This window comes from Glycomyces tarimensis (assembly GCF_054776215.1).
Map to the genome: position 1 here is coordinate 41681 of NZ_BAAHCB010000011.1, position 23188 is coordinate 64868.

General features: G+C 70.2%; 22 protein-coding genes and 2 pseudogenes. 8 read left to right on the forward strand and 16 right to left on the reverse strand.

Annotated elements, in window-relative coordinates:
* The first annotated feature begins 27 nt into the window (after positions 1 to 27).
* Entirely contained in the window at positions 28 to 225 is a 198-nt protein-coding gene (locus tag ACYVK3_RS10485; RefSeq protein ID WP_460497258.1) for an antitoxin, read from the forward strand.
* A gap of 74 nt (positions 226 to 299) precedes the next feature.
* On the opposite strand, the gene secF is transcribed toward ACYVK3_RS10485, so the two are convergent.
* From secF to ruvC, 6 genes are all read right to left on the reverse strand, one after another.
* Positions 300 to 1475, reverse strand: coding sequence for a protein translocase subunit SecF (gene secF, locus ACYVK3_RS10490; RefSeq protein WP_460497259.1), 1176 nt, complete (start codon positions 1473 to 1475; stop codon positions 300 to 302).
* A 9-nt stretch (positions 1476 to 1484) separates the two neighbouring features.
* Entirely contained in the window at positions 1485 to 3320 is a 1836-nt protein-coding gene (secD, locus tag ACYVK3_RS10495) for a protein translocase subunit SecD (RefSeq protein ID WP_460497260.1), read from the reverse strand.
* A gap of 222 nt (positions 3321 to 3542) precedes the next feature.
* Complete coding sequence (gene yajC, locus ACYVK3_RS10500; RefSeq protein WP_460497261.1) at positions 3543 to 3944, reverse strand: preprotein translocase subunit YajC; 402 nt, start codon at positions 3942 to 3944, stop codon at positions 3543 to 3545.
* A gap of 87 nt (positions 3945 to 4031) precedes the next feature.
* Positions 4032 to 5090 carry a Holliday junction branch migration DNA helicase RuvB gene (gene ruvB / locus ACYVK3_RS10505; RefSeq protein ID WP_460497262.1) on the reverse strand — a complete coding sequence of 353 codons (1059 nt, stop codon included), beginning with the start codon at positions 5088 to 5090 and terminating at the stop codon, positions 4032 to 4034.
* Positions 5091 to 5093: 3 nt separating this feature from the next.
* Positions 5094 to 5690: a Holliday junction branch migration protein RuvA gene (ruvA, locus tag ACYVK3_RS10510; RefSeq protein ID WP_460497263.1), complete on the reverse strand. Its 597-nt coding sequence runs from the start codon at positions 5688 to 5690 to the stop codon at positions 5094 to 5096.
* Positions 5687 to 6199 carry a crossover junction endodeoxyribonuclease RuvC gene (gene ruvC, locus ACYVK3_RS10515; protein ID WP_460497264.1) on the reverse strand — a complete coding sequence of 171 codons (513 nt, stop codon included), beginning with the start codon at positions 6197 to 6199 and terminating at the stop codon, positions 5687 to 5689. Before ruvC ends, ruvA begins: the two co-directional genes overlap by 4 nt.
* Before the next feature lie 187 nt (positions 6200 to 6386).
* Between ruvC and ACYVK3_RS10520 the strand changes: the two genes are divergently transcribed.
* Both ACYVK3_RS10520 and ACYVK3_RS10525 read left to right on the forward strand, forming a co-directional pair.
* Entirely contained in the window at positions 6387 to 7640 is a 1254-nt protein-coding gene (locus tag ACYVK3_RS10520; RefSeq protein ID WP_460497265.1) for a multidrug effflux MFS transporter, read from the forward strand.
* A gap of 76 nt (positions 7641 to 7716) precedes the next feature.
* Positions 7717 to 9719: pseudogene (locus ACYVK3_RS10525) on the forward strand (erythromycin esterase family protein).
* Here ACYVK3_RS10525 and ACYVK3_RS10530 read toward each other — a convergent pair.
* The 3 genes and pseudogenes from ACYVK3_RS10530 to pdxT all read right to left on the reverse strand — a co-directional run.
* Positions 9709 to 10347, reverse strand: a pseudogene (locus ACYVK3_RS10530) (dienelactone hydrolase family protein); the annotation flags it as partial. The pseudogenes ACYVK3_RS10525 and ACYVK3_RS10530 sit on opposite strands and share 11 nt — an antisense overlap.
* Positions 10348 to 10411: 64 nt before the next feature.
* Positions 10412 to 11170 carry a YebC/PmpR family DNA-binding transcriptional regulator gene (locus ACYVK3_RS10535; protein WP_460497266.1) on the reverse strand — a complete coding sequence of 253 codons (759 nt, stop codon included), beginning with the start codon at positions 11168 to 11170 and terminating at the stop codon, positions 10412 to 10414.
* Positions 11171 to 11191: 21 nt separating this feature from the next.
* Positions 11192 to 11830 carry a pyridoxal 5'-phosphate synthase glutaminase subunit PdxT gene (gene pdxT / locus ACYVK3_RS10540; RefSeq protein WP_460497268.1) on the reverse strand — a complete coding sequence of 213 codons (639 nt, stop codon included), beginning with the start codon at positions 11828 to 11830 and terminating at the stop codon, positions 11192 to 11194.
* A 163-nt stretch (positions 11831 to 11993) separates the two neighbouring features.
* On the opposite strand from pdxT, the gene ACYVK3_RS10545 reads away from it, so the two are divergent.
* The 3 genes from ACYVK3_RS10545 (at position 11994) to ACYVK3_RS10555 (ending at position 13751) form a co-directional block, all read left to right on the forward strand.
* Complete coding sequence (locus ACYVK3_RS10545) at positions 11994 to 12404, forward strand: hypothetical protein (RefSeq protein ID WP_460497269.1); 411 nt, start codon at positions 11994 to 11996, stop codon at positions 12402 to 12404.
* Positions 12405 to 12425: 21 nt separating this feature from the next.
* Positions 12426 to 12956, forward strand: coding sequence for a hypothetical protein (locus ACYVK3_RS10550; protein WP_460497270.1), 531 nt, complete (start codon positions 12426 to 12428; stop codon positions 12954 to 12956).
* 384 nt (positions 12957 to 13340) lie between these two features.
* Positions 13341 to 13751, forward strand: a complete 411-nt coding sequence (locus ACYVK3_RS10555) for a subtilase-type protease inhibitor (protein WP_460497271.1) — start codon at positions 13341 to 13343, stop codon at positions 13749 to 13751.
* A 103-nt stretch (positions 13752 to 13854) separates the two neighbouring features.
* Here ACYVK3_RS10555 and pdxS read toward each other — a convergent pair whose 3' ends face one another.
* The 6 genes from pdxS to ACYVK3_RS10585 form a co-directional block, all read right to left on the reverse strand.
* Positions 13855 to 14775: a pyridoxal 5'-phosphate synthase subunit PdxS gene (pdxS, locus tag ACYVK3_RS10560; protein ID WP_460497272.1), complete on the reverse strand. Its 921-nt coding sequence runs from the start codon at positions 14773 to 14775 to the stop codon at positions 13855 to 13857.
* Between the two features lie 88 nt (positions 14776 to 14863).
* Entirely contained in the window at positions 14864 to 15352 is a 489-nt protein-coding gene (locus ACYVK3_RS10565) for a hypothetical protein (RefSeq protein WP_460497273.1), read from the reverse strand.
* Between the two features lie 76 nt (positions 15353 to 15428).
* On the reverse strand, positions 15429 to 16544 hold the full coding sequence (locus ACYVK3_RS10570; RefSeq protein ID WP_460497300.1) for a glycosyltransferase family 4 protein: 1116 nt from the start codon (positions 16542 to 16544) through the stop codon (positions 15429 to 15431).
* A gap of 23 nt (positions 16545 to 16567) precedes the next feature.
* Positions 16568 to 17455 carry a phosphatidylinositol mannoside acyltransferase gene (locus ACYVK3_RS10575; protein WP_460497274.1) on the reverse strand — a complete coding sequence of 296 codons (888 nt, stop codon included), beginning with the start codon at positions 17453 to 17455 and terminating at the stop codon, positions 16568 to 16570.
* Positions 17448 to 18104 (reverse strand): phosphatidylinositol phosphate synthase, encoded by a 657-nt coding sequence (gene pgsA / locus ACYVK3_RS10580; protein ID WP_460497275.1) that lies wholly within the window; start codon positions 18102 to 18104, stop codon positions 17448 to 17450. The genes ACYVK3_RS10575 and pgsA overlap by 8 nt, the downstream gene beginning before the upstream one ends.
* An 89-nt stretch (positions 18105 to 18193) precedes the next feature.
* Positions 18194 to 18739, reverse strand: a complete 546-nt coding sequence (locus ACYVK3_RS10585) for an HIT family protein (RefSeq protein WP_460497276.1) — start codon at positions 18737 to 18739, stop codon at positions 18194 to 18196.
* A 120-nt stretch (positions 18740 to 18859) separates the two neighbouring features.
* On the opposite strand from ACYVK3_RS10585, the gene ACYVK3_RS10590 reads away from it, so the two are divergent.
* Positions 18860 to 20353, forward strand: a complete 1494-nt coding sequence (locus ACYVK3_RS10590) for a potassium/proton antiporter (protein WP_460497277.1) — start codon at positions 18860 to 18862, stop codon at positions 20351 to 20353.
* A gap of 67 nt (positions 20354 to 20420) precedes the next feature.
* Here the strand turns inward: ACYVK3_RS10590 and thrS are convergent, their stop codons facing one another.
* Entirely contained in the window at positions 20421 to 22388 is a 1968-nt protein-coding gene (thrS, locus tag ACYVK3_RS10595) for a threonine--tRNA ligase (protein ID WP_460497278.1), read from the reverse strand.
* A gap of 260 nt (positions 22389 to 22648) precedes the next feature.
* Here thrS and ACYVK3_RS10600 point away from each other — a divergent pair, with 260 nt between their 5' ends.
* Positions 22649 to 23086 carry a heavy metal-responsive transcriptional regulator gene (locus ACYVK3_RS10600; protein WP_460497279.1) on the forward strand — a complete coding sequence of 146 codons (438 nt, stop codon included), beginning with the start codon at positions 22649 to 22651 and terminating at the stop codon, positions 23084 to 23086.
* Positions 23087 to 23188 lie beyond the last annotated feature (102 nt).

The following is a 23188-nucleotide window of genomic DNA, read 5'->3' on the forward strand; positions in this document are numbered from 1 at the left end:
CTTGAATCACACGAGGGGGGGCTCATTGTGGGCATCGGAGACAAGTTCGACGAGATGAAGGACCAGGCCTCGGACGCGGCCGACGACGGCCGGGACAAGGCGGACGACCTGTTCAACAAGGCGAAGGAGTCGCCGGCGGGCGACAAGATCGACGAGCACTCGGGCGACGCCAGGGAGCGGGCTCAGGACGCCGTCTCGAGGATGCAGGGCGAGCAGCGGGAGTAACGCGGGCTCACCGGTCACGCGAAGGGCGGGCGGATCCGATCGGATCCGCCCGCCCTTCCGTTCGTCTCGGGCCCTCAGCGGCGCTTCTTGCGGCGCTGCTGCGGTTGCGGGCCGGAACGCGGGCCGCCGGAGCGCGAGGCGCCCGCCGCGGCCGGTTCCTCGAGGAGCTCGATCGGCACCTCGTCGCTCTTCGCGGTGCGCAGGCGGTCGTCGTCCGGGTCCTCGTCGCCCTCGTCGGTCTTGCCGGTGCGCTTGTTGAGGACCTTCTGGCTGTGGCGCTTGTAGACGGCGCTGCGCTCGGCCATGTCGACCACCCAGGGGGCGGCCAGGAAGATCGAGGAATAGGTGCCGACGACGATGCCGACGAACAGCACCAGGGCCAGGTCCTTGAGGGTGCCGACGCCGAGCAGGCCGACGCCGATGAACAGCAGCGCCGCCACCGGCAGCGCGCCGATCAGCGAGGTGTTCAGCGAGCGCATGAGCGTCTCGTTGACGGCGTCGTTGACGCCCTCGGCGTAGGTCTTCTGGCGGGTCTGGAGCAGGTTCGCCGTGTTCTCCTGGACCTTGTCGAACACGACGACGGTGTCGTACAGCGAGTAGCCCAAGATGGTCAGCATGCCGACCATCGTCGAGGGCGTGACCTCGAAGCCGACCAGCGAGAAGACGCCCGCGGTGAGGATCAGGTCGTGCCCGAGGGCGGCGAGCGCCGCGATCGCCATGCGCCGTTCGAACCGCAGCCAGATGAACCCGGTGATGAGCACCAGGAACACCACCAGCGCGATGAGCGCCTGGCGGGACACGGACTCGCCCCAGGTGGCGGAGACCTCGGAGGTCGAGATCTGGTCGGGGCTGACCCCGGCGACCTCGCTCATCGACTCCACGACGGCCATGGAGGTCTCGCCGTCCATCGCGGCGGTGCGGATGACGAAGGTCTGGTCCTCACCCGACCCGGCCACCTGCCCGGAGGCCACGTCGGCGCCGGCGTCCTCGGCAGCGTCCTCGACCTCGGTGATGGCGACGTCGGCTTCGACCGGCACGGTGTACTGATTGCCCCCGGCGAAGTCGATGCCCAGGGCGAAGCCCTTGATGAGCATGACCGCGATGCAGGCGGCGATGACGATCGCGGATCCGAGGTACCAGCGCCGGCGATTGGCGACGAACTCGAAGTCGGTCTCGCCCCGGTAGAGCCGGCTCCAGATCGGCAGCGGCTTCTTTCGGGCGCTCTCGGCGTTGTTCTGCTTGGTGCTCATCGGTGCTCCTTAGCCGCGCGAGGCCGCTTTGCCGGGGACCGGGACCGCCCTGGTGTGGAGCCCGGAGAGGTGGACGTTGTTGAGGACCCTGCCGCGGGCCAGCCACTCGGCGATCGGGTGGGTGAACAGGAAGACCACCAGGATGTTCACCAGCGTCGACAGGCCGAGCGCGAAGGCGAAGGCGCGGACCGGCCCGATGGCCAGGAAGTACAGGACCAGCGCGGAGATGATCGAGACGGCGTTGGCCGACAGGATCGTGCGCCTGGTCCGGATCCAGGCTCTGGGCACGGCCGATCGGGCCGAGCGTCCGTCGCGCATCTCCTCCTTGATCCGTTCGAAGTAGACGACGAACGAGTCGGCGGTGATGCCGATGGCGACCACGAAGCCGGCGATGCCGGCGAGCGTGAGCGTCAGCCCGATCTGGGAGCCCAGCAGCGCGACCATCGGGTACAGGACCGCGGTGGCGGTGATGAGGCTGCCGAGGACGACGAAACCGAGCACCCGGTAGTACGCGATGCAGTACAGGAACACCAGCGCGAGGCCGATGACCATGGCGAGCAGGCCCGCCTCGAGCTGGTCGACGCCGAGGGTCGCGGTGACCTCGTTGAGGGTCTGGACGACGAAGGTGGTCGGCAGCGAGCCGAAGTTGAGCTGATCGGCGAGCTGGTTGGCCTCGTCGGCGCTGAAATCGCCGGAGATGGAGGTGGAGTTGGTGGACGCCTCTCGGATCGTCGGGTCGCTGACGACCTCGTTGTCGAGGACGATGGCGATCTGCTGGCCCACGTTCTCGCTGGTGAGCGCGCCCCATTTCTCGGCGCCCTCCGCGGTGAACTGCACGTTGACGACGAACTGGTTGAGATTCGCCTGGTCGGTGCCGACGTCGGCCTGCGCGACGTCGGAGCCGAGCACGGCGGCCGGCTGGAGCAGGTACTTGTAGGCGATCGTCGACTCGGGGTCGTCCGCGACGACCGGCCGGGGCGGTGAGCACGCCGTGACCTCGATGTCGGGCTGCTGGACGGAGCCGGGCGGGCGGTTGTCGAGCTGCTCGCACGAGATCTGCGGGACGTTGAACTGGACCGCGGCCGGCAGCAGGCCGACCTCCTCGGGGGTGAGCTCACCGAACGGCTCGAGTGCGGCCTGAGCGGCCGGGTCGGTGGGGGCGGCGGTCAGGCCCTGGGCGACCGTGGCGGCCTCCTCGCCGACCTTGGCCCACACGTCGTCGAGCGTGAGGTCCTCATCGGAGGTGCTGACCTGGGGCGAGCCGGAGCTTTCCTCGGTCGGCTCCGCGTCGGTGGGGGTCTCGCCCGATTCCGCCGTAGGCTCGTCGGTGGTCTCCTCGTCGCCCTCGCCGTCGGTGGCCTCCTCATCGGAGGCGGCGTCCTCTTCGGCGCCGGCCATGTCCTCCAGCGCCGCGGTGTCGGCCACGGAGTTGGTGACGAGGCGGAAGCGCAGCTCGGCCGGGGCGCCGACGTCGCGAAGGGCTGCTTCGTCGGTGTCGTCTCCGGCGACGCTCACGACGATGTTCTCGCTGCCCTCGACGTAGACCTCGGGCTCGGTCACTCCGGTCGAGTTGACGCGGCTCTCGATGATCTGCCGCGCCTGCTCCATGGTCTCGGCCGAGGGGGGCTCGTCCGTTCCCTGCTGATAGGCGGTGAGCGTCATCGACAGCCCGCCTTGGAGGTCGAGACCGAGCCTCGGCGTCGGGAACTTCAATCCGGCGCCGGCAACGGAGGCGACCCACAGCACTCCGATGACGGCCACCAGGGCGATGAAGTACGGGGCGACGGGCAGGCGCTTTCGCTGGATCTTCTTCCGTGGGCGGTCAGCGCCCGTGGTTGCACCCATGTTCGACGGCAATGGTCAGTCTCTTCCTTGAGTCGATGCGGAACGGGCACAGGGGATGCCCGGTCCGGCTGTGCCGGCCTCCGAAGCTCCGCCCGGGCGGGCGGGCGCCGATCGGAGGGAGTGGCCTTGCACACGCAGTGTCGGCGCGGCTCATTCTAGACGGCCGCGATGAGACGCCGTATCCCGCCCGAATCGGACGGCCACCACGTGGAGGCCGGTGTTCTAGTACTCCTTGCGGTCGGACTTCCCGGGGTGCTTGTCGTCCCCGTCGTCGGTGGCCCGCAGCTTCTCGAGGTCCTCGTCGGTGAGCGTGGCCTCGTCCTCGCTGATGGAGGTCTCGTCCTCGGCGGCGGCCGGCTCCTCTTCGGTGGGCAGAACCTTGGCGATGGCCTGGCGGGCGAACACCAGGAAGACGTCGTCGGAGGCCTCGAGGGTCACGGTCTCCTCGTCGGAGTCCACGACGGTGCCGTACAGGCCGCCGATGGTCATGACGCGGGCTCCCGCGTCGACCTTGGTCTGCATTTCCTGCTGCTCGCGCTGGCGCTTCTTCTGAGGCCGGATCATGACGAAGTACATCAGGGCGATGAACCCCGCGATGATGATCAGGAATGACAGGTCTTGCACGCTGGTGCCTTTCATTGGTGGCGATCTGTTGCCAGCGGAGTCTAACGCGCGCGTCCGCACTGGCCAGAGCCCGCTATGTCCCCCACCCTACGCGTTGCCGGCCTCGAAGAGCCCGTCGGTGGAGGGCGGCGACATGCCCAGGTGGCGCCAGCCGGCGGCGGTGGCCACGCGGCCTCTGGGCGTGCGGGCCAGGAGACCGGCCCGGACCAGGTAGGGCTCGCAGACCTCCTCGACGGTGTCCGACTGCTCCCCCACCGCGACTGCCAGGGTGGTCAGGCCGACGGGCCCGCCGCCGAACGTCTTCACCAGCGCGCTGAGGACGGCCCGGTCGAGCCGGTCGAGGCCGAGGTCGTCGACGTCGTAGAGCGCGAGGGCCTCGGAGGCGACCGGCTCGGTGATGGTGCCGTCGGCGCGGACCTGCGCGAAGTCGCGGACGCGCCGCAGCAGCCGGTTGGCGATGCGGGGCGTGCCTCGCGCGCGCGAGGCGATCTCGGCGGCGCCGTCGTCGGTGATGGCGACGTCGAGGATGCCCGCCGAGCGCCTGACGATGGCCTCCAGCTCGCCGGTGGCGTAGAACTCGAGCTGGCCGAGGAAGCCGAAGCGGTCGCGCAGCGGGCCGGTGAGCAGCCCGGCACGGGTGGTGGCGCCGACGAGCGTGAACGGTTCGAGTTCGAGCGGGATGGCGGTGGCGCCGGGGCCCTTGCCGACGATCACGTCGACGCGGAAGTCCTCCATGGCGGTGTAGAGCAGTTCCTCGGCCGGCCGAGCCATCCGGTGGATCTCGTCGATGAACAGGACCTCGCCGGGGCCGAGGCTCGTGAGGATCGCGGCCAGGTCGCCGGAGCGCTCGATGGCCGGGCCGGAGGTCTGGCGCAGGCCGACGCCGAGTTCGGCGGCGACGATCATCGCCAGGGTGGTCTTGCCGAGCCCGGGCGGGCCGGACAGCAGCAGGTGGTCCGGGGACGAGCCTCGCCGCCGCGCCCCTTCGAGCAGGAGGCTGATCTGCTCGCGCACCCGGGTCTGCCCGATGACGTCGTCGAGCTTTCCGGGGCGGATGCCGGCCTCGGCGAGGCGGTCGAGCTCGGTGGCCTCGGCGGCGGTCAGGGCGGCGTCCCACTCTTCGGAGGTGAATTCGGGTTCGTCCATGGCCTATCGCTTCCCGAGCAGTCGAATGGCTTGCTTCAGCAGCGTAGGCACGTCGGCGCCGTCGACGCCGTCGGCGTCGAGCTTCTCGATCGCGGTCTCGGCGTCCTTGGCCGACCAGCCGAGCGCCTGGAGCCCCTGGCTCACCTGGGAGCGCCAGCCGCCGGGGCGCGAGCCGCCCTGTTTGGGCAGGCCCGGGTCGACCGGACCGATCTTGTCGGCCAGATCGAGGACGATCCGCTCGGCGCTCTTCTTGCCGACGCCCGGGATGCGCGAGAGCGTGGCGGTGTCGCCGGTGGCGATGGCGTGGCGGATGACGTCGGGGCGCAGGGCCTCGATCGCGTCGCGGGCGATGCGCGGCCCGATCTTCTGTGCCGTCTGGAGCAGCTCGAACAGGTCTCTTTCAGTGGGAGAGTTGAAGCCGTGCAAGGTGATCGAGTCTTCGCGCACGATCGTGGAGACGTGGAGGACGACCTGCGAGCCGACCTTGAGGTTGGCGAGCGTGTGCGCTCCGGCGTGGACGGCGTAGCCGACCCCGCCGACGTCGATGACCGCGTACGACTCCCCCACGGACGCCACCGATCCGGTGAGCTGTGCGATCATCGCGCGCCTCCCTTCGCGGCGGCGAGTCTGGCCTTCATGCCGCCCCTCCAAAGGTGACAGATGGCGATCGCGAGCGCGTCGGCGGCGTCGGCGGGCCTGGGCGGCTCGCTCAGGCGCAGCACGCGGGCGACCATGGCGGTCACCTGCCGCTTGTCGGCGTTGCCGTTGCCGCATATGGCGGCCTTGGCTTCCGAGGGCGTGTAGGTGGCCGTGGGCAGTCCGGCGCGGGCACCGGCGAGGAGCGCGATGCCGGAGGCCTGCGCGGTGCCGATGACGCTGGCCACATTGTGCTGACTGAAGACGCGTTCGACGGCGACGGCCTCGGGCCGGTGAACTTCGATGTGCTCGCGCAGGCCGTCGTCGAGCGCGAGGAGTCGATCGGCAAGGGGCGCTTCGGGGTCGGTGCGGATGACGTGGACGGCGATCATCCGGCCCGGCGCCCCGGGCCGCCCTTCGACGATGCCGACGCCGCAGCGGGTCAGTCCCGGGTCGATCCCCATCACGCGCACTCGCCCCTCCGTTCTGTCGTTCGCGCCAGCCTATCCGGGAGGCACGACAGGTGTGTTCCGTGACGCTCGTGGCATGTCCCATAAACCCCTTGCCGAGCGGCTAGGGACGGCGTTACGTTGATAGGCGGAGGGTGCAACGACGAGCCCCAATGCCCCGAATCCCGTGCTTACCAAGACTATTTGTGAGATGACCGTGTCTGCCGCTGCGCTTCACTCCCCCGCCCTCTCCGGCAACCACTCGCGCCGCTCCATCGCAACGATGGTCTTCGTGCTCGGCGCGCTCTCGGCGACCGCGCCGATCGCCATCGACCTCTACCTCCCGGCCTTCCCCGACATGGCCGGCGCGCTCGGAACGCCCGAGGCCCGCATCCAGCTCACCCTGACGTCGATGATGATCGGGATGGGCATCGGCCAGGCGTTCATCGGTCCGCTCTCCGACCGCATCGGCCGCCGCAAGCCGCTGCTCATCGGCATGGCCCTGTTCACCCTCACCTCGCTGGTGTGCGCGATCGCGACCAGCGCGGATCTGCTCATCGCCATGCGGTTCCTGCAGGGCCTGAGCGGCGCGGCCGGCGTGGTCGTCGCCCGCGCGGTCATCCGCGACCACTTCCACGGCGACGACATGACCCGCTTCACGGCCAAGATGATGTTCGTCACCATGCTCGCGCCGATGCTCGGCCCGATCGTGGGGGCGCAGCTCATCCGCTTCGGGCCGTGGCCGGTGGTCTTCGTCTTCATGGCGGTGCTGTCCACGCTGTCGACGTTCCTGGTGTGGAAGTTCCTGCCCGAGAGCCTTCCGGCCACCGAGCGCCGCTCGATGGGCCTGCGCGAGTTCGGCTCCTCGGTCGCCGCCTTGGTGCGCGACGCGGGCTTCATCGCACCGACGCTCATCGTGATCATGAACTTCTCGATGCTGTTCACCTACGTCTCGACATTCAGCTTCATCTCGCAGAACGAGCTGGGCGCCTCAGCGGGCTTCTACTCGCTGCTGTTCGCCGCCGGCACCCTGGCGCTGCTCGCCGGGAACCAGGCGAACATGCTCATGATCGACCGCAGCGACTCGAACCACCGCATGGTCACCGGCATGGTGATCTCGCTGGCGGGCGTCGCGTGGCTGGCCGGAGTGCAGTTCGCCGGCGCCGAGAACCTGTGGACGGTCCCGGCCGGGATCATCGTGATGATGTTCGGTTGCGGCGTGGTCTTCCCGAACGCGGGCGCTGCCGCGATGTCCTCGCAGCCGCCGCAGGTCGCCGGCACGGCCTCGGCGTTCATGGGCGCGCTCCAGATGGGTGCGGGCGGCGCGCTGCCGGCACTGGCGACCATCGGCGGCGTGACACTCGCGAACATGACCCTGGGCATCGCCGTCTATGCCGTCGCCACGGCCCTGGCGGTGGTCTGGACGATCCGGGTCTACCCGAGGAAACCGGCGCTCGCCGCTTAGCTCTCGCTCGGCACGGCCGGCCCGAGGGGTCGGCCGTTGTCGTTTAGGCGCAGGCGGGGACGGGCACCTCGAACGCATGCCCAAGCAGGTCTATCGCGACCGGAGCGACGCCGGACACGCACTGGCGGCGCTGCTGGATCACTACCGAGGCCACTCGGACGTGCTGGTCCTCGCGCTGCCGCGCGGCGGCGTGCCCGTGGCCTACGAGGTCGCACGGGCGCTGCAGGCCCCGCTGGACGTGTTCACGGTCCGCAAGCTCGGCCTCCCCGGCCACGAGGAGCTGGCGATGGGCGCCATCGCCAGCGGCGGCGTCACGGTCCTCAACGACCAGGTCGTGCGGCTCAGCGGCGTCGACCGCGGCCAGATCGACCGGGTCGCCGAGCGCGAGGCCGCCGAGCTGAGCCGCAGGGAGCGGGCCTATCGGGGCGATCGGCCCCCACTGGTACTCGAAGGCAGGACGGTGCTGCTCGTCGACGACGGGCTGGCCACCGGTTCGACGATGCGCGCCGCCGTTCAGGCGGTGCGGGCGCTCGGCCCCGAGCGACTGGTCGTGGCCGTCCCCACCGCTCCGTCCTCGACATGCCGGGAGCTGGAGGACATGGTCGACGAGATGGTGTGCGCGACCACCCCCGAGCCGTTCGCCGCCGTCGGCCAGTCGTACCGGGTCTTCGACCAGACGAGCGACGAGGAGGTCCGCGAGCTGCTGGCCGCGGCCACGAGCTCGGACACGGGAGGCGCCTAGTGGACGGCGCGGAGTCGATCGTGCGCTCGGAGCTGGTGCCCGTCGTCGACGGCGTGCCGTCCGACGAGACCTGGCTCGACGTGGTCGGCGACGCGCGGTTCGTGCTGCTGGGTGAGGCCACGCACGGCAGCGAGGAGTTCTACTCGGCGCGCGAGCGCCTGACAAGGCGGCTCATCGAGGAGCACGGGTTCCGCGCCGTGGCGGTGGAGGCCGACTGGCCCGACGCCTACCGCGTGAACCGGTTCGTTCGGGGCCGGGGCGCGGCCGCGACCGCCGAGGAGGCGCTGCGCGGCTTCGAACGCTTCCCGACCTGGATGTGGCGCAATACGAGCGTGGTGCGATTCGTCGAGTGGCTCCGCGAGCACAACGACCTTGGGGCCGACGACCGGGCGAAGGCCGGGTTCTACGGGCTCGACCTGTACAGCCTCTACCGTTCGATCGCGGAGGTCGTCGCCTACCTCGACCGCGTCGATCCGGCCGCCGCCGAACGCGCCAGGGAGCGGTACGCCTGCCTGGACCACCGCGGCGGCGACGACGGCCAGGCGTACGGGTACGCCGCCGCGTTCGGCGCCGGCGAATCGTGCCAGGAGCAGGTGCTGGAACAGTTGTCCGAGCTGCAGCGGCAGGGGCTGGAGGCGGCCAGGCGCGACGGTCTGCTCGCCGAGGACGAGCGGTTCTACGCCGAACGCAACGCCCAGACGGTTCTGGCCGCGGAGGAGTACTACCGCTCGATGTTCGGCGGCTCGGTCGAATCGTGGAATCTGCGCGACACCCATATGGCCGAGACCCTGGAGGCGCTCGCCGACCGCCTGACCGAGCGGCTCGGCGAGCCGGCGAAGATCGTGGTGTGGGCCCACAACTCCCACCTCGGCGACGCCCGCGCCACCGAGGTCGCCGAACGAGGCGAACGCAACCTCGGGCAGCTGATGCGCGAACGCCGCCCCGGCGAATGCCGGCTGATCGGCTTCACCACCTATGCGGGCACGGTGACCGCCGCGGACGACTGGAACGGGCCGGCGCTGCGCAAGCGGGTCCGACCGGGCCTGCCCGGCAGCGTCGAGGAGCTGTTCCACCGGGTCGGTCAGCGGGAGTTCCTGCTCAGGTTCGACACGGCGCCGCGATCCGCCGAGGCGCTGCGCCAAGCGCGTCTCGAACGCGCCATCGGCGTGATCTACCGACCCGAGACCGAGCGGTACAGCCACTACTTCCGCACCAGGCTCGCCGAGCAGTTCGACGCGGTGATCCATATCGACGACACGCGCGCGGTCGAACCGCTGGAGACCACCGCCCCCTGGATCGAGGGCGAGGCCCCGGATACCTACCCGTTCAGGGTGTGACGCCCCCGAGGTGCTCGTTGAACCAGTCCTGGGCCAGTTCGGCCACGGACTCCATCGCGCCGCGCTCCTCGAACAGGTGGGTCGCGCCGGGCACGATCGCGATCCGGTTCGGGCCGCCCAGGCGGCGTTGCGCGTCGTAGTTGAGGCCCAGGACGCTCTCGTCGCGTTCGCCGACGATGAGGAGCGTCGGCGTCCTGACGTTCGGCAGGTCGTCTCCGGCGAGATCGGGCCGGCCGCCCCTGGAGACCACCGCCCGCACCTCCACCCCGGGCGCCGTCGCGGCCCGCAGCGCGGCCGCCGCGCCGGTGCTCGCGCCGAAGTAGCCGATCCACTCGTTCTCGGCTCCGGGGCGGTCCTGGAGCCAGTTGGTGACCTCGGCGAGCCGCTCGGCCAGCAGCGGGATGTCGAAGACCTTCCGGCGGTCCTCGGCTTCCTCGGGCGTGAGCAGGTCGAACAGCAGCGTCCCGAGCCCGGCCTCGTTCAATGCCTCGGCGACGGTTCGGTTGCGCGGGCTGTGGCGGCTCGAACCGCTGCCGTGGGCGAACACCACCACGCCCGCGGCGTCGTCGGGGACGGCCAGGTGGCCCTCCAGCTCGATGGAGTCTGCCGGGATCTTCAGCGTCTCGTCGATCATGCCGCGGGTATACCCGCGCCGGACGGCGCTATGCCCCGCGGTTCGTCTTGGACCGGCCCTAGGCGTCGAGCTCGGCGAGGACGTCGTCGGCGATGTCGACGTTCGTGTAGACGTTCTGGACCTCGTCGGAGTCCTCCAGGGCGTCGACGACCCGCATCACCTTCCGTGCGCCCTCGGCGTCCACGGCGATGCTGGTGGAGGGCTGGAACCCGGCGTCGGCCGAGTCGTAGTCGATTCCGGCCTCCTGGAGCGCGGTGCGGACCGCGACCAGGTCGGTCGGCTCGCACAGCACCTCGAAGCCGCCCTCACCGAGGTCGTTGACCTCCTCGGCGCCCGCGTCGAGGACCGCCATGAGGACGTCGTCCTCGGTCAGCCCGTCGGTCTTCGGCACGATGATGACGCCCTTGCGAGAAAAGAGGTATCCGACGCTGCCGGCCTCGCCGAGCGAGCCGCCGTTGCGGGTCAGCGCGACGCGCACCTCGGAGGCGGCCCGGTTGCGGTTGTCGGTCAGGCACTCGATGAGCACCGCGACCCCGCCGGGCGCGTAGCCCTCGTACATGATCGTCTCGTAGTCGACGCCGCCGCCGTCGAGGCCGCCGCCGCGCTTGACCGCGCGGTCGATGTTGTCGTTCGGCACCGAGCTCTTCTTGGCCTTCTGGATGGCGTCGAAGAGCGTGGGGTTGCCGGCGGGGTCAGGACCACCAGTACGCGCCGCGACCTCGATGTTCTTGATCAGCTTCGCGAAGATCTTGCCCCGCTTGGCGTCGATCGCGGCCTTCTTGTGCTTGGTCGTCGCCCACTTGGAGTGGCCACTCATGCCAGCAGTCCCCTGTCCTACTTACTCAACCGTTCCGGCGCCTGAGCGCCGGACCATATCCACGAAGTATCGGTGCACCCGCGCGTCCGGCGTCACCTCGGGGTGGAACGAGGTGGCCAGGCAGGCGCCCGCACGTACGGCGACGATCCTACCGCCCGGCCCTTCGGCCGGTCCCTCCCCGGCATCGACCCTGCCCAGGACCTGCACGTCGTCGTCGACGCGCTCGACCCACGGCGCGCGGATGAAGACGCCGTGGAAGGGGCCGCCCTCGACACCGTCGAGGTCGATCGGCGATTCGAAGGAGTCGACCTGGCGTCCGAAGGCGTTGCGGCGGACCGTCATCGGGATGGTTCCGAAGGAGCGCTGGTCGGCCCTGCCGTCGAGAACCTCGGTGGACAGCATGATCATTCCCGCGCAGGACCCGAAGGCGGGCATCCCGGCGTCCAGGCGCTTCTGGAGCGGCTCGAACAGGCCGAATACGGTCAGCAGCCTGCTCATCGTCGTCGACTCGCCGCCTGGGATGACCAGGCCGTCGACCGAGTCGAGCTCGGATTCGCGGCGGACCGGCACGGCTCGGGCGCCGGCGGCCTCGATCGCGCGCATGTGGTCGACGACGTCGCCTTGCAGCGCGAGTACGCCGACCTCGGGCACCACGGACATCAGAGAACTCCAAAAGTCGCGTTCATCGGGCGATACAAGCGTAGTTCGGCCACATCCCACTGCCTACCTGCGCAATCGGCACTGTGACCGATTACTTCGCTCCGGGACCGATCCGTTAGGCTCTGCGGGCGAACGTGCAGCACCCCTAGGAGCTTGAAGACCCATGCCTGAGATCGTCAAACGCAACCCGATGCCCCGTTCGGTGCGGGCCGGACGCAACGCCTTGTGGATCCAGACGGCCATCTGCGTCGCCGTCGGCGGCCTCATCGTCTTGGCCCACCACTACGCCCGCGGCCTGGTCCCCGAAGCCGCCGAGCACGACGTCTACCGCGTCGCGGCCGGCCTCGGCGCGCTGGCGCTGTTCCTGCTCCTGGCCATCGCGCTCCTGCGCACCCAGTGGCGGGTGCTGTGGCTGCTCATCCTCCTCAGCCAGGTCCTGAGCCTGGCCGGGCTCGTGTGGCTCATCGCCACCGGCGGCCTGTACTGGGCGCTGTGCATCGCGTTGGCTATCGTTCCAATCACCATCATCGGAACGTTGACCGAGCGGTTCGCCCGCCGCTGGTTCAACCACTAACCGCTCGGAAGGCGATCGCCCATGCTCCCGCAGCCCAACTTCGGCCACTCCTCCGGTCCGGAAGACGACGACAAGGACGAGGTCGAGGGACCGCCGAGGCAGATCGGCCGGTTGCGGATCGCCATGTGGGTGCAGGCCGTCTGCGCGGTACTCGCGGGCAACTTCCTGATCGTCACCGTCTTCGCCTACCGCGCGATGTCGGTCGAGGACCTCATCGACGCCGCTCCCGACGTCGACGACGCGGCCTCGCTGGCGCGCGACGCACACGAGTACTACCAGAGCACGGACTTCCTGGCCATGTACCTCACCCTCGCCGGCGTGGCGATCCTGTGCGCGATCGTCGCCGCGCTGTGCGCGCTGCGGCTCAAGACCCGCATGAGGGCCGTTCGCCGCACCGCGATCGCGGTGACGATCGTCCTGTTCCTCGCCGGCATGCTCATGACCGGCATCTTCAGCTACCTCGTCGCGCCGTGGGTGTTCGCCTCGGTCCTGGCGCTGTGGTGGCTGTTCGCCGGCGATGTCAGGCACTGGATGACCGAGAAGTCGAGGTAACCGGGGCTCCCCCTCCCCCGGCTCGCCCTCACCGTGGCGGGAGAGGTAGTCGATGAACGCCGCGCGAGCCAGCGGTTCGCTGGAGCCCCACTGGCCCTGGGTCGCCTCACGCCACATCGCCACCAGGTCGTCGATGGCGACGCCGATCTCGGCGACGTCGGGATCGAGGTTGTCGGCCTCGCTCGCCGCCGGGGTGTGGCGGAACAGGTCGATGAAGAACCGCCAGTCGCGGCGGTGGCGCGCCAGCGCGAACGCGCGGTGCTGGAGTTCGGTGGTGGGCAGTTGGTCGAGGTCTGCTGCGTTCATGCCTCAACTCTAGGCTCCGTGACCGTTTCGGGAGTGTCGATGGGGGTTTGCACGCCTTCGGCTACTTAGGATCACGGCATGTACAAGAAGTTCACACGCGTCGTCGCCGCTCTCGGGTCGGTCGCGTTCATCGCACTCGCGCCCGCGCAGGCGCAGGCGCGTTCGGTACCGGTCAGCAACGGCCACGGCGCCTTCTACCTCGAGGTCGAGTACTCGGACGGGACGGTGCACGACGCCCTGCTCAGGTGCCCTTCGGGCGAGGGCCATCCGCACGGGGACCGAGCGTGCGCCCAGCTCACCTCGGTCGAGGGCGAGGTCGCCGCACTGCCGCCGCTCGACGGGATGTGCACCATGGACTACCGGCCGGTGACGGTCCGCGCCCACGGGATGTGGCAGGGCCGCTTCCACTCCTATCAGGGTGAGTTCGGCAACCACTGCGTCGCCGTGGGCCACACCGGCGGGCTCCTGTTCGACATCGCGCCCGCATAGGGGCGCAAGCGCGGCGGGGGCGGACCGTTCGGCGGTGGCCAGGAGTGGTCGCAACGACTCCTGGCACCACAGGTCCGGTCCGGGCCCGCTCGGCGTCGCTGGGCTACCAGCCGCGGCCGGCCATCTTCTGGTCCTCGGTGAGGGAGTCGACGTTGATGCCGACCATGGCCTCGCCCAGGCCGCGGGAGACCTCGGCGACGACCTTCGGGTCGTCGTGGAAGGCGGTGGCCTTGACGATGGCGGCGGCGCGCTTGGCGGGGTCGCCGGACTTGAAGATGCCCGAGCCGACGAAGACCCCCTCGGCACCCAGCTGCATCATCATGGCCGCGTCGGCCGGGGTGGCGATGCCGCCGGCGGTGAACAGCACCACCGGGAGCCTGCCCAACTTGGCGACCTCGGCGACGAGCTCGTAGGGGGCGCGCAGCTCCTTGGCGGCGGCGTACAGTTCGGCGCCGTCGAGCTTGGTCAGGCGGCCGATGTCGGCGCGGATCCGGCGCATGTGGCGGGTGGCCTCCACGACGTTGCCGGTGCCGGCCTCGCCCTTGGAGCGGATCATGGCCGCGCCCTCGCCGATGCGGCGCAGCGCCTCGCCCAGGTTGGTCGCGCCGCACACGAACGGGACGGTGAACCGCCACTTGTCGATGTGGTTGGCCTCGTCGGCCGGCGTGAGGACCTCGGACTCGTCGATGTAGTCGACGCCGAGGGTCTCCAGGACCTGGGCCTCGACGAAGTGGCCGATGCGGGCCTTGGCCATCACGGGGATCGACACGGCCTCGATGATGCCGTCGATCATGTCGGGGTCGCTCATGCGGGACACGCCGCCTTCGGCGCGGATGTCGGCGGGGACGCGTTCGAGCGCCATGACCGCCACGGCTCCGGCGTCTTCGGCGATCCTGGCCTGCTCGGGCGTGACGACGTCCATGATGACGCCGCCCTTCAGCATGTCGGCCATGCCTCGCTTGACGCGGGCGGTCCCGACCTCGGCCTCGGTCTTCTGGGTCTCTGACACGGTCACCGGCTCCATCTTGATGGTCGACTACGTTGGGGGTGCCTGACCTGGTCGATTCTACGCCGCGACCGGCCTCACAGCCTCTTGGTACAAACCGCGGCGGCTAGCGCACCGGGTCGTCGATGTCCCAGTACTGCGGGCGGGGCAGGCGGTGGTGGAGGCGCAGCAGCACGGCCATCGGCAGGGAGCGGGAGGCGACGGCGTCGCGGACGAAGTCGGAGTGGATCTGGCGGGCCAGGGCGACGCGGCGGTTGGCGGCCTCCAGGTCGTCGGTCCCGGCGTGCTCGGCGTCGAGCTCGCGCAGCGCGCGGGTCAGGTCGTTCTCGGCGTACTCGCGCAGCTCGCGCTGGCGCTGGGTGTCGGCGGGGACGGCGACGACGGACAGGGCGAGGGCGACCGGCTCCTCGAAGCCGGGGTGGCCGACGAATTTGAGCACGGTCTCGGCGCGCTCGTCGAGCTTGGCCAGGAGCGCGGCCTCGGCGGTGCGGGCGCGCCGGTGCAGCCGCTCGACGCGCGTCACCGTCCACGTCGCATAGGCGCCGACGGCGGCCACGACCGCTACGAGTATTGCCAGCCACCACATCGGGATCATCGTAATGGGGCCAGGCTCGCCGACGGCTGGCCGGTCGAGGCTTGGTGAGCGTTCACTGTCGGGGCGCCCGGGGAGCTCAACCGCGTTCCGCGCCGGCGTCGATCGCGGCGCGGTAGACCTCCAGGACGCGGGCGGCGACCTCGGGCCAGTCGTAGCGTTTGACCCATTCGTTGGCGCGCTCGACGTAGCCGGAGCGAAGCTCGGTGTCGTCGAGGAGTCGGGCGGCCTTGGCGGCGAGGTCGGCGGCGTCGCCGACGGCGAACAGCTCGCCGGCGCTGCCGTCGTCGAGGACGCTCTTGAACGCCTCGATGTCGGAGGCGAGCACGCATGTTCCGGCGGCCATGGCCTCGGTGAGGATCATGCCGAACGACTCGCCGCCGGTGTTGGGGGCGACGTAGAGGTCGACGCTGGCGAGCATGCTGGCCTTCTCCTCGTCGGTGACCGCGCCGAGGAAGTGGATGCGTTCGGCGATCGCGGGGTCGAGGCCGGCGACGGCGGACTGGGCGTCGCCGCGGCCGACGACGAGCAGGTGAATGTCCGGCCGGTCGGCGGCCAGGCGGGCGAAGGCGTCGCGGAGGATCCCGAAGCCCTTGCGGGGCTCGCCGTAGCGGCCCATGAACCCGATGGTCGAGCCCTCGGGCTTCGAGCGCAGCGCGGCGGCCTTGCGGTAGAAGGCGACGGGGACGCCGTTGGGGATCTCGACCGCTCCCCCGCCGAGGTGCTCGACCTGGACTTTGCGGGCGTAGGGGCTGACGGCGATGCGGGCCGAGAGGTTCTCCAGGACCAGCTGCGCCATGTTCTTGCCGGCCGCGAGCATCCTGGACCGGGTGATGGCGGTGTGGAAGGTGGCGACGACCGGGCAGCGCGCGGTGAGCACGGCCAGGCACGACAGGCTCGGGGTGAGCGGCTCGTGGACGTGGACGACGTCGAAGTCGCCGTCGACGCACCAGCGGCGGACCCGCGCGGCCGAGCGGGGGCCGAAGGCGAGGCGGGCGATGGAGCCGTTGTAGGGCACGGCGACGGTCTTGCCGCCGGCGACGACGAAGTCGGGCAGGTCGTCGGTCTCGGTGGCGGGCGCGAGCACGGAGACGTCGTGGCCGCCGTCGATCAGGGTCTCGGCGAGGTCCTTGATGTGGTTCTGAACGCCGCCAGCCACATCGAAGGAGTACGGGCTGACGATCCCGATCCGCAGGTCCCCCATGAGGCTGTGCTCCTTCACGAACCCGTGGACTCGAAATCGGCCGACCAGAACCGCTGGAGCATGTGCCAGTCGGCCGGATGGGCGCGGATGCCCTCGGCGAACGCGTCGGCCATGGCCTGCGTGGTGGCGGCGACGCGGTCGCGCAACCGCCCGGTGCCGGTGTCGAGCGGCCCGGTGATGTGGCAGACGGCCCGGTCGCTCTCGTAGTGGATGCGGGCGGTGTACAGCGGGACCTGGTTGCGGATGGCCAGCAGTGCCGGGCCGGAGGGGAAGGTGGTGGTCTCGCCGAAGAACTTCACTTCGATGCCGCGGCGCCCGAGGTCGCGGTCGGCGACCAGGGCCACCACGTCGCCGGCCCGCAGGCGCTCGCTCAGGACCGCCTGCGGGTCGCGTTCGCCGCCGGTGGCGGGGACGATGTTCATGCCGAGCGACTCGCGGTATTCGAGGAAGCGGCGGAACACGCCTTCGGGTTTGAGGCGTTCGGCGACGGTGGTGAGCCGGTGGTTCGCGATCTGGGGCACCCAGGCCCCGGCGAGGTCCCAGTTGCCGCTGTGCGGCAGTGCGACGATGGAGCCCTTGCCCTTGGTGAAGCGCTCGCCAACGGGCTCGTAGCCGTTCATCTCGAAGCTGCGGTCGAGGTCGTCGCGGCTCATCGACGGCAGCCTGAACGCTTCGAGCCAGTAGCGGGCGTAGGAGCGCAGGGCCTCGCGCACGAGCTCCTCGCTCACGTCGCCTTCGACGACGCGGGAGAGGTTGCGCCGCAGCTGCTGGACCGCGCGCCCGTTCTTGCGCCAGCCGCGGTCGGCGAATCGGCGGGCGAGGGCCGAGGCGGGCCGCTGCGGCGTGACGCGGATGCCGCGCCAGGCCGCCAGGTAGGCCCATTCGGTGAGTCGCTCACGCATCGGCGTGCTCCTCGAGCGCCGCCAGCGAGGCGTGCGCGCGCACGAGCCGCTGGAAGACGGTGATGGTCGTCAGCACGGCCAGAACGCCCATGCCGATCTCCATGGCGTAGGGGACGCCGCAGATCTCGGCGACCACGCCGACGCCGGCGATGATGATCCGCTCGGGCCGCTCGGCGATGCCGACGTTGCACTCCCCGCCCAGCCCCTCGCAGCGCGCCTTGACGTAGGAGACGACCTGGGAGGTGACGAGGACGACGAGCGCCAGCGCGCAGCCGAGGAACCGGTCCTCGGTGAGCAGCCAGAAGGCGAGCCCGCCGAAGATCGCGCCGTCGGCCACGCGGTCGCAGGTGGAGTCGAGCAGCGCGCCGAATCGGCTGGTGGTGCCCTTGACGCGGGCGATCGCCCCGTCGAGCATGTCGGTGAGCACCGCGAGCGCGATGACGATGAGGCCGGCCAGCAGCAGGCCCTGCGAGAGCAGCAGCAGCGAGGCCGCGACGACCACGGCGGTGCCGACGACGGTGACGGCGTTGGCGGACACGCCGATGCGGACGAGGACCTTCGCCACGGCGTCGACATAGCGCCGCAGCCCCGCTCGTCCGGAGGTCCGAAGGAACTTCGCCATGGTCTCCTGATTTCTGAGCTGATTCACGGCTCGCAAGCTTCGCCGTGGCTGGCGTCGCCCATTGGGTGTTTGGGCACTGGGCAGGTGGTGGCTCCGACTCTATAGTGCCCCTCCGTTTACAGCCGACCCCAGGCGGCCGCCAGTTCGGTGCGGGTCTCGTCGAGCAGCTGGGGCAGGGTCTTGGTGCGGCCGATGATCGGCATGAAGTTCGCGTCGCCGCCCCACCTGGGGACGATGTGCTGGTGCAAGTGGCCGGCGATGCCGGCCCCGGCGACCTGGCCCTGGTTCATGCCGATGTTGAATCCGTGTGCGCCCATGGCCGCGCGCACGACCCGCATGGCCTCCTGGGTGAGCGAACCCATCTCGGCGACCTCTTCGACGTCGAGGTCGGTGTAGTCGGGCACGTGGCGGAACGGGACGACCATGAGGTGGCCGGAGTTGTAGGGGAACTTGTTCATGACGACGTACATCGTCTGGCCCCGGGCGACGATGAGCCCGTCGGCGTCGTCGAGCTTGGCGATCTCGCAGAACGGGCACCCCTCGATGTCGGAGTCGTCACCGGTGGGCTTGCCCTCGCCCTTGATGTAGGCCATCCGGTGCGGCGTCCACAGTCGCTCGTATTCGTCCGGGACGCCGGCTCCGTCGGGTGCAACTTGACTCACGGAGACGATCCTAGGGCACCGCCACCGGGGGCGTCGACCGCGGCGAAATGCGGCGAGGGCTCCGCCATAACGGCGAAACCATCCGGTTTCACCCCTGGGGTCGCGGATATGCTGCGCAGTGTGACGTTGCCTCAGCTGTACCTCGTGCTGCTCGTCGGCTGCGCCACCGTGCTCCTCTCGATCGCGGCCATCCGCGCCACCCACCGGCTGGGGCTCCCGGCGCTGCTGATCTTCCTCGGCGCCGGCATGGTGCTCGGCGAGGACGGCCTGGGCTTCGACTTCGACGACTTCGAGCTGGCGCAGGTCATCGGCACGTTCGCGCTCGCGCTCATCCTCATCGAGGGCGGTCTGTCGACCCGGTGGAAGGCGATCTCGGCACAGGTCGCGCCGGCGGGGCTGCTGTCGACGGTCGGCGTGGGGATCAGCGTCGTGGTGGTGGCGGCGGGCGCGCACTACCTCATCGGGTTCTCCTGGCAGACCTCGCTGATCCTCGGGGCGGTCGTGGCATCCACCGACGCCGCGGCGGTGTTCTCCGAGCTGCGTGGCGTGGGCTTGCCGAAGAAGCTCTCGGGGACACTGGAAGCAGAGTCGGGCTTCAATGACGCTCCCGCGGTCATCCTGGTGCTGGCGTTCTCCTCGGCGGCGGGGGTGCCGAGCGCGGCGACCCTGGTCGCGACGCTGGCCTGGCAACTGGCGGCCGGCACGGCGATCGGGGTGGCGGTCGGCTTCGGCGGGGCGTGGCTGCTGCGACGCCTGGCGCTGCCGGTGACCGGGCTGTACCCGCTCGCGGTGTTCAGCCTCGGCCTGGCGGCGTTCGCGGCGGCGGGCGCGCTGAACGCCTCGGGGTTCATCGCCGCGTATCTGGCGGCGCTCATCCTCGGCAACTCGCACCTGCCGCACCGGGCGGCGACGCTGTCGTTCGCCACGGGTCTGGGCTGGATGGCGCAGTTGGGCATGTTCATCATGCTCGGCATGCTGGCGAGCCCGGCGAACCTGCTGGACTCGGTGGTGCCCGCGCTCGTCCTCGGCGCGGTGCTCACGCTGGTGGCGCGGCCGCTGTCGGTAGCGCTGTGCCTGGTGCCGTTCCGGTTCTCCGTGCGCGAGCAGACGCTCATCTCGTGGGCCGGCCTGCGCGGGGCGGTCCCCATCGTCTTGGCCACCATTCCGCAGTCCGAGCGCCTGCCGGGAGGCCAGGCGCTGTGGGACCTCGTGTTCATCCTGGTGGTGGCGTTCACACTGCTTCAGGGGCCGACGCTGCCGTGGATGGCGAAGCTGCTGCGCCTGTCGAACCCCGGAGCGGCCCGGGAGGTCGACATCGAGGCCGCGCCGCTGGACGCGGTGGACGGCGAGGTGCTCACCATCACCGTGCCCAAGGGCTCGGCCTTGGCGGGGCTGCGGCTGTTCGAACTGCGTCTGCCCGAGGGCAGCGCCGTCGCGGGCGTGGTGCGCGAGAAGCGCCTGTTCGTGCCGGCGAAGGGCGAGCGGCTGCGCTCGAACGACCAGCTCATCGTGATCACCTACCCGAAGCTGCGCGAGGCCACCGAGCGGCGGCTCACCGCGTTGACGCGCGCGGGGCGGCTGGCGCGCTGGCTCGGCGAGACCGGCAAGGACTGAACCGGTCGCCGAAGGGGCGTGGAGCGAACGGCGCGCACCGCTCGGGTGCGCGCCGCCGTCTTGCCGCCTACTCGGCTTCGGCCGCCGACGGGCCGTCGTTCACGCGGGACTCGACGAATCCGGCGACGTGCGCGATGGCCTCGTCGATCGGGACGCCGTTGCGCTGCGAGCCGTCCCTGTAGCGGAACGACACGGTCCCGGCGGACTGGTCGTCGTCGCCGGCGATCACCATGAACGGGATCTTCTGCATCTGGGCGTTGCGGACCTTCTTCTGCATCCGGTCGTCCGAGTGGTCGACCTCGCCGCGGATGCCGGCCTGGCGCAGCTTGGCGAAGAAGCCGTCGAGGTAGTCGGCGTTCTCATCGCGGACCGGGATGCCGACGGCCTGCACCGGTGCCAGCCACGCCGGGAACGCGCCCGCGTAGTGCTCCAGCAGCACCCCGAAGAACCGCTCGATCGAGCCGAACAGCGCCCGGTGGATCATGACCGGCTGCTTGCGGGTGCCGTCGGCCGCCGAGTACTCCAGGCCGAAGCGCGCCGGCTGGTTGAAGTCCAGCTGAATGGTCGACATCTGCCAGGTCCGGCCGATGGCGTCCCTGGCCTGCACGGAGATCTTCGGGCCGTAGAAGGCGGCCCCGCCCGGGTCCTCGACCAGGTCGAGTCCGGATTCCTCGGCCACCTGCCGCAGCATGGCCACCGACGACTCCCACAGCGCGTCGTCGCCGATGAACTTCGGCGAGTCGTCCTTGTCGGAGATCTCCAGGTAGAAGTCGTCGAGCCCGTAGTCGCGCAGCAGCCGCAGCACGAACGCGAGCAGACTCGCGATCTCGTCCGGCGCCTGCTCCTCGGTGCAGTAGATGTGCGCGTCGTCCTGGGTCATGCCCCGCACGCGGGTGAGCCCGTGGACCACGCCGGACTTCTCGTACCGGTACACCGAGCCGAACTCCGACAAGCGCAGCGGCAGTTCCCGGTAGGAGCGCCCGCGCGAGCGGTAGATCAGGTTGTGCATCGGGCAGTTCATGGCCTTGACGTAATAGTCGGCGCCCTCGAACTCCATGGGCGGGAACATCGAGTCCGCGTAGTAGGGCAGATGCCCCGAGGTCTCGAACAGCTTGCTCTTGGTGATGTGCGGGGTGTTGACCAGCTCGTACCCGGCGGCCTTCTGGCGCTCGCGCAGGTACGACTCCATCTCGTACCGGACGATCCCGCCCTTGGGATGGAACACCGGCAGGCCCGAGCCCAGCTCCTCGGGGAAGCTGAACAGGTCGAGCTGCTGGCCGAGTTTGCGGTGGTCCCGCTTCTCGGCCTCGGCCAGGCGCTCAAGGTACGCCTTCTGCTCGGCCTTGGTCGGCCAGGCGGTGCCGTAGATTCGCTGGAGCTGCGGGTTCTTCTCCGAGCCCATCCAGTACGCGGCGGCCGAGCGCATGAGCTTGACCGCGCCGATGAGCCTGGTCGAGGGCAGGTGCGGGCCCCGGCACAGGTCCGACCAGCACCGCTCGCCGGTCTTGGGGTCGACGTTGTCGTAGGCGGTGAGCTCGCCGCCGCCGACCTCCATGACCTCGTCGGCGTCGGTGCCCTCGCCCTTGGTCTCGATGAGCTCGAGCTTGTAGGGCTCGTGCGCCAGTTCGGCGCGGGCCTCCTCGAGCGAGGCGTACTTGCGCCGGTGGAAGGTCTGCCCCTGCTTGATGATCTGGAGCATGCGCTTCTCGATCTGCTTCAGGTCCTCGGGGTTGAACGGCTCGGCGACGTCGAAGTCGTAGTAGAAGCCGTCGGTCACCGGCGGTCCGATGCCGAGCTTCGCCTCGCGCAGTTCCTGGACGGCCTGCGCCATGACGTGCGCGGCCGAGTGGCGCATGACGCCCAGCCCGTCGGGGCTGTTCAGCGGCACCGGCTCGACCTTGGCGTCGGACTCGGGGGTCCAGGCGAGGTCGCGCAGCTTCCCCTCGGGGTCGCGGACGACGACGATCGCGTTCGGGCCGTGGACGGGAAGACCGGCCTCGGCGACCGCGTCGGCGCACGTAGTGCCAGCCGTCACCCAAAGCGGTTCGACGACGGCTGGACTGGTGTTCGGCGCTGCGGATGCCACGGTTCTCCCTCGATCACGTTCGGCCGGGTCCGGGCCCGGCGCTGCACATTCGCGTCAATGGTAGTCGTCGGCGCCGCCCGGACTCCAACGCATTGCCTCCCGCTCGCGACCGCGTCGCACGAGGCTCGTCACCGGAGCGCCGACGCCCCCGAATTTTCTTCGCCCCAAGACTTGACCTTGGAGCCGACTCCAAGGTTTACGGTTCATCCATGACCACCGCAATCGCCACACTCACGGTCGGCAAGCTCGCCGAGGCCGTCGGCGTCTCGGCCGACACCATCCGCTACTGGGAGCGCGAAGGCCTGGTCCCGGCCCCCGAGCGCAGCGCCGCCGGCTACCGGCGGTACGGGCCCGAGGCGGTCGAGCGGGCCCGGTTCATCCGCACCTGTCAGAGCGGCGGTCTGCGGCTGAGCGACATCGCCGACCTGTTGGCCGTGCGCGACACCGGCGAGTGCCCATGCGAGCCGGCCGAGCAGCACCTGGAGCGGCGCATCGGCGAGGTCACCGCCGAGATCGCGCGCCTGGAGGAGCTGCGACATCAGTTGACGTCGATGCTGCGGGCCGTCGGGGACGGGGTCTGCGGGGAGCCGCTGCCCACGGGCTGGTGCCCGCCCGAACAGTGCGAAGAAGGAGGTGAGACCAAGTGAACGACGATTGCTGCGATGACTGCGGTCCGGGCTGCTGCGACTGACAGTACGGTTGGAAGCAGAAGGTTTCGACGCGCCCGCCGCCGATCGCGCGGCGGGCGC